The organism is Ligilactobacillus agilis DSM 20509, assembly GCF_001436215.1.
GTDB classification, from domain to species: Bacteria; Bacillota; Bacilli; order Lactobacillales; family Lactobacillaceae; genus Ligilactobacillus; species Ligilactobacillus agilis.
On the sequence record NZ_AYYP01000010.1, the window covers coordinates 117,568 to 123,911 of the forward strand.

At 37.2% G+C, this 6,344-nt stretch carries 5 protein-coding genes; all 5 read left to right on the plus strand.

Going from position 1 to position 6,344, the window contains the following annotated elements; translation table 11 throughout:
* Positions 1-47: 47 nt before the first annotated feature.
* The 5 genes from FC14_RS01590 (at position 48) to FC14_RS01610 (ending at position 6,006) form a co-directional block, all read left to right on the plus strand.
* On the plus strand, positions 48-1,232 hold the full coding sequence (locus FC14_RS01590) for a glycosyltransferase family 4 protein (RefSeq protein WP_056975969.1): 1,185 nt from the start codon (positions 48-50) through the stop codon (positions 1,230-1,232).
* Between the two features lie 26 nt (positions 1,233-1,258).
* On the plus strand, positions 1,259-2,275 hold the full coding sequence (locus FC14_RS01595; protein ID WP_056975971.1) for a glycosyltransferase family 4 protein: 1,017 nt from the start codon (positions 1,259-1,261) through the stop codon (positions 2,273-2,275).
* Between the two features lie 118 nt (positions 2,276-2,393).
* Entirely contained in the window at positions 2,394-3,410 is a 1,017-nt protein-coding gene (locus FC14_RS01600; protein WP_056975973.1) for a lysylphosphatidylglycerol synthase transmembrane domain-containing protein, read from the plus strand.
* Positions 3,411-3,595: 185 nt separating this feature from the next.
* Positions 3,596-3,829 carry a YkuJ family protein gene (locus FC14_RS01605; RefSeq protein ID WP_050610950.1) on the plus strand — a complete coding sequence of 78 codons (234 nt, stop codon included), beginning with the start codon at positions 3,596-3,598 and terminating at the stop codon, positions 3,827-3,829.
* Positions 3,830-3,942: 113 nt separating this feature from the next.
* Entirely contained in the window at positions 3,943-6,006 is a 2,064-nt protein-coding gene (locus FC14_RS01610) for an LTA synthase family protein (protein ID WP_056975975.1), read from the plus strand.
* Positions 6,007-6,344 lie beyond the last annotated feature (338 nt).

Sequence of the window (6,344 nt, forward strand, 5' to 3'; positions counted from 1 at the left end):
GAAAACCATATAATTAACAGTGATTAAACTGTTTAAGGAGAATGGTCGTGAATATTGGAATCTTTACTGACACATACTATCCGCAAGTCAGTGGTGTTGCGACGTCTATCAAAGTTTTACGCGAACAATTAGAACGCCAAGGCCACAACGTATATTTATTTACCACGACGGATCCTAAGGTAAAAAAAGAAGTTTACGAACGAAATATTTTTCGCTTTACAAGCATCCCCTTTATATCATTTACTGATCGGCGCGTAGCCATTCGGGGCTTATTACAAGCTTATAGAATCAGTAGCAAACTGCAACTAGATATTATCCACACCCAAACCGAGTTTTCAATCGGTTTGATGGGGAAATTGGTAGCTAAAATGTTAAAAATTCCCTGCGTCCATACATACCACACGATGTATGAAGATTATCTTCATTATGTTGCCAAGGGAAAAGTATTGCGGCCTAAGCATGTTCGGCTGATGACACGCTCATTTTGTCAAAATTTAAGTGGGGTAATCGCTCCAAGTGACAGGGTATTAGCGAAATTACAAGAGTATCAAGTAACAACACCGGTTGAAGTCATTCCAACTGGAATTGATGTAAGTAAGTTTCAACAGCCAGAATACTTGAACTATCGTGCTAAGTATGGTTTAACTGCTACTACACCGGTGATTTTGACCTTAAGTAGGGTAGCTTATGAAAAGAATATTGACCGCTTAATTACTGCTATGGTGGAAGTTAAGAAGCGAGTTACCGGTGCTAAGTTAATGATTTGTGGTGATGGTCCTGCCCGGGCTGATTTAGAAGCGCAGGCCAAACTTTTAGGCTTAAAACAAGATGTTATCTTCACAGGTGAAATTGATAATGACAGTGTGGCTCATTACTATCACCTTGCCAATGTGTTTGTCTCCGCATCTGTCAGTGAATCGCAAGGCTTAACTTATCTAGAGGCTTTAGCGGCGGGTATACCAGTAGTGGCAGCCAACAATCCGTACACTAATGGTCTGTTGAATCACCCTAGCTTAGGGGCTACATTTGAGACCCCAGCGCAATTAGTTAGTGAAATAGTTACGTATTTAAACAATCCACCAAGGATAGCAGATCAAGCAGCTAGAAGTGAGAAATTAGCGGAAATTTCTGCGCAAACTTTTGGGCAAAAGGTCAGTGAGTTTTACAAGGAAAGTCAAGCATATTATTTAAATGAACGACAAATGGCTAAGCGCTCTAGTGAAATAGGCTAGTAAGGGAGTGAAAAATCACTAAGACTATGTTGAAAGTTAGTATGTTTTCATCTGCAACTAAAATAAAGGGGCAGGGAGTAGCAAGTGCCTACTTAGAATTGATAGCCTTGCTAAAAAAATATTGTGCTACTGAGATTGAAGTAAGCATCAATAACTTAAAGCGAGCGGATATAAGCCACTATCATACAGTGGACTTCCGCTTCTTTTGTTCGACCTTTTTGCCATTTCGGGGAAAAAAGATCGGCTATGTCCATTTTTTACCTGAGACTCTAGAAGGAAGTTTAAAGTTACCAAGGTTAGCCAAGGTTGTTTTTTATCGCTATCTAATCACTTTTTATAAGCGAATGGATGCTTTGGTAGTCGTTAATCCTAGTTTTATCCCGAAACTAGAGGCATATGGGATTCCTGCTGCTAAAATTACTTATATTCCTAATTTTGTTAGTCAGACGGAATTTTATCCACAAACGGCGACAAAAACAGAGTTGCGGCAAAAATTAGGCCTAAAAGATAGGTTTACCGTCTTGGGAGTAGGACAGGTCCAAGCACGTAAGGGGGTTTTTGACTTTATCGAGTTAGCCAAAAATAACCCCCAACTACAGTTTGTGTGGGTGGGTGGCTTTTCGTTTGGTAAAATTACGGACGGTTATGCTGAGCTAAAGAAGGTAGTGGCTAATCCACCAAGTAACTTGACTTTTTCGGGGATTGTTGAACGGCAGCAAATGAATTATTATTATAATGCAGCCGATTTATTTTTACTGCCATCTTATAATGAGCTCTTTCCAATGAGTATCCTAGAGGCCTTTAATTGTCGGACCCCAGTTTTGTTACGGGATTTGGAGTTGTACCATGCTATTATTGCGGGCTATTATGAACCTGCAAAGGATAGGGCGGAAATGGATATAAAGATTAAGCAGCTAGCTGCTAATCCTGACTGGTTAACTACCTTGAAGGATAAAGCTAATCGCGCTGCGACTTATTATTCCGAAAAACGTTTAGCACAAATTTGGAAAGAGTACTATCTGGCGCAAGCGAAGCGTGATTGATGCAGGGAGTTTAGTATTAAGTGTGAATAGAATTACTAGGAAAGGAAAAACTATATTTACTTAAAACATAGTAAGTGGTTAGAACCACTTAGTCTATGCCTAATATAGTAGAGAAACTGTGACTAAGAAGAATAAAATAGTCTTGGTAATAATGTTGATGGTGGGTTTGGTTATCTTTTACTTTTCGGTAAAGCAAATTTCCTACCACAGTTTAATGGATGCGATTGCTCACTTACACTGGTCTTGGTTGGTGGTGGCTTTTCTTTTGATGGCAAGCTCGCTACTTTTAGAAGCAAGGGTGGTGCAAGTTTTAATTAGGCAGCAGTTGCCAACGTATAGTTTTTGGGCGGCCTTGCGTGTCCCTTTGGTCGAACAGTTATTTAATGGCATCACCCCTTTTGCAACTGGGGGACAACCTGCACAACTAGTAGCATTGCTGCAGTCTGGAGTAGATGCTGGCCGGGCAACCTCTAGTTTGCTGATGAAATTTATTGTTTACCAAGCGATGATTGTCGTTAATTTTATAATCTGTTTAGCACTAGGATTCCAGTATGTTGCCGACAGGATTCACGGGATGATTTGGCTATTAGTATTTGGTTTTATCATTCACTTTGCAGTGATTGTTAGTTTGTTGATGATTATGTTTTGGTACCGGTTGACTAAGAAGTTATTAAAGCTAATGATGCTAGTGTTAAAAAAAGTCATGACTAACTCCAACCGGTATAAACAGCTGGAGCAGACATTAAATGAAAAGGTAGATTCTTTTTATCAAGAAAGTTTGAAGTTGAAGGCAAACAAACAGGTGCTAGTTAGGATCAGTTGCTTAACTTTATTTCAATTACTGATTTATTATGTAATTCCTTACTTTATCTTGCTAGCGCTAGGGGTAACGAATGCTAATATTTTACTAGTCACGACCTTGCATGTGTTGATTGTAATGGTAATTTCGCTTTTCCCAATTCCTGGTGGAGCTGGGGGCGCAGAGTATAGTTTTTCCGTTGTCTTTTCGACTTTTGTCCAGCAGGGGAATCGTCTAGTGGTGGCGATGTTTTTATGGCGAATTATCACCTATTACCTAGGAATGTTTAGTGGGATAATTGCATTAGCCTTTGAGCCTAAAAAAACTTCTAAATGAAATATTGAGTGTTTTAGTTAAGAATTCTAAGGAAATTTCTTTAGAATTCTTTTTTATTTACGGTTAAACAGTCGAGTTTTGGGGAGAAATTTGCTAGAATGGTAATGGTGTATCAGTACACACGAATTAAGGATGGAAGGCTCCATTCATTTTTTAGTAAAAATAGATAAGTGAGGCGTTTTGATATGGAAAATTCACAACTTGTGGCAATTATTTCACGACTAGATGCAATGATGAAAGCAGCTGGAGATGAAGTGCAATCACGGCGATTTGAAAAGGATGGCCAAGAACGAGGTTTTGTGACTTACGATCCAGCTAGTGGGACTTTTGAATTAGAAGAACTAGCTAGTCATCAAAAATTTGAGTTTGATAACATTGATTTAACTGCAATGGAAATTTATGATTTATTAGACTACTAAACTAAGCTTATTAAATAAGTTTGAAGATTGAGGAAAATTATTTCGGTAGAAGTTTTTTTTCTCTATAATTATTTAACAGTAATATAATTTAGTAGACATTTGGAGGCAATTAAATGCGCTCAGCTTTAAAAAAGGTACGTAGTGGTCTTAACACACGTACAGGCTTTTTTTGCTTAGTATTGGTGTTGTTTTGGCTGAAAACTTACCTGGTTTATCAGACAGAATTTACATTAGGAATCTCAAATGGAATGCAGAAATTTTTGCTGGCATTGAATCCACTGCCTTTTGGCTTGTTACTATTTGGGATTGCCTTGTATTTTAGAGGTAAGAAATCCTATTGGATTATGATGATTGTTGATTTGATTGAAAGTTTGTGGTTATTTGCTAATATCTTGTATTACCGCGAATTTTCAGATTTCATTTCAATGGCAATTATCAAGTCATCGGGATCTGTCTCGAATAATCTTAGTTTGAGTATTTCGCAAATTATTCATACTAGTGATTTCTTGGTTTTTGTAGATGTTATCATTTTGACGCTCTTGTTGGCTTTTAAGGTTATTAAAGTTGACTACAGTCCAGCTAAGCGGAAAGGCGCACTCTTGATAACGGTCGTATCAATCCTGTTGTTTGCAGTTAATTTGTCTTTAGCTGAAAAGGACCGGTCTCAACTATTAACGAGGACATTTGACAATAACTACATTGTTAAGTACTTAGGCCTAAATTTTTATGCGGGTTATAGTGGCTATCAAGCTTATCATGAAAGTGTAACTAAGTCACAGGCAAGTAGTAAGGATATGGATAAAATTCTTACTTACTTAAAAAAACATAGGGCAGATACTAATATGGCTTATTATGGCAAGGCTAAGGGTAAAAATGTTATCATTTTCCACCTGGAGAGTTTCCAACAATTTTTAATTAACTATAAGGTAAATGATGAAGAAGTAACCCCTAATATTAATAAGTTCTATGCCGATAACAATACGCTTGCCTTCGATAATTTCTTCAATCAAGTTGGGCAGGGTAAGACTTCTGACGCTGAAACGATGTTAGAAAATTCCTTGTTTGGTTTACCGTCAGGATCTGCGATGACCACTTATGGGACGACAAATACTTTTGAGGCCTTACCTGCAATCTTGAATCAACAAGGTTATGCAACGGCTGCTTTTCACGGAGACGTTGGTAGCTTTTGGAATCGGGATAACACTTATAAGTCTTGGGGCTATCAATATTTCTTTAGCGAAAATTACTATCAAGTTAAGAGCGGGTATAAAATTGGTTATGGTTTGAAGGATAAGATCTTTTTGAAACAATCAACAAAGTACCTAGAACAATTACCACAGCCATTTTATGCTAAGTTGATTACCGTAACTAATCACTACCCGTATGAAATTGATAAGAAGAACCAAGCGATAGAAAAAACGACCACGGGTGATAATACCGTCGATGGTTATGTGCAAACTGCACGTTACTTAGACCAGGCATTTGGTGAATTTATTTCCTATTTGAAGAAAACCGGTTTATACGATAAGACGATGATTGTGGTTTACGGAGACCACTATGGAATTTCAAATAACCACAAAAAGGCGATTGCACAACTATTGGGTAAGAAGAGTGTCACTAGCTATGATTTAGCGATGTTCCAAAAAGTTCCGTTCATGATTCATATGCCAGGGCTTCAAGGAGGTATTAACCATACCTATGGTGGTGAAATTGATGTTATGCCGACTTTGATGGACTTACTGGGATTAAAGAATACGGATACTGTTCAGCTAGGAAATGATTTATTAGCAACTAAGCGTAATCAGACAGTGATATTTAGAAATGGTGATTATGTTTCACCAACCTACTCAAAGATTGGAAGTACGGTCTACAATAATAAAGGTCAAGTAGTTACTAAAAAGCTAACGAAGGCACAAAGAAAGTCGGTGGCGCAAAAAGAAGCGTATGCTGATAAGTTGCTTTCGATGTCAGATCAAATAATTACGGGTGACTTATTACGCTTCTATCAACCAAAGTGGTTTACTAAGGTAAATAAGAGTGATTACAACTATAAGAAGACGGAAGCATTAAAGCAATTAAACCAGGCCCAAGTTAAAGAACAGACTAGTCTATTCTTTAATAATAACAAGAAGTCGACTGAGAGCTTATTTGTAACAGATGCCCCTGAATTGAAATGAAATGAAAAGTAGAGGTAAGTTGCCTCTACTTTTTTTATTTTAGAGAGGTGAGTGAATAATAGAATTTGGTTAGTAGTTAGTAGAACTAATGTAAGTTTGAATATAAGTTAGGAATTCTAAAAAAAATCAAAAAAAGATGTTGACGTCATGTGGATATATTGGTAAGATATTATTTGTTGTCAGGGAGAGCACTTGAAGTTGAAAAATAAATTCAAAAAAAGTGTTTGACAAGTAAAAAACAATTTGTTATTATTTAATAGTTGTCATTGCGATAACGAATTGTTAATGAGTAGATCTTTGAAAACTGAACAAAGTTTTAGACAAACCAAATGTGTAGG

What these genes read in the sequence shown, in the direction of transcription:
- FC14_RS01595 (WP_056975971.1), top strand. Translation starts at nt 1,259, where the DNA reads ATGTTGAAAGTTAGTATGTTTTCATCTGCAACTAAAATAAAGGGGCAG.
- FC14_RS01605 (WP_050610950.1), top strand. Translation starts at nt 3,596, where the DNA reads ATGGAAAATTCACAACTTGTGGCAATTATTTCACGACTAGATGCAATG.
- FC14_RS01610 (WP_056975975.1), top strand. Translation starts at nt 3,943, where the DNA reads ATGCGCTCAGCTTTAAAAAAGGTACGTAGTGGTCTTAACACACGTACA.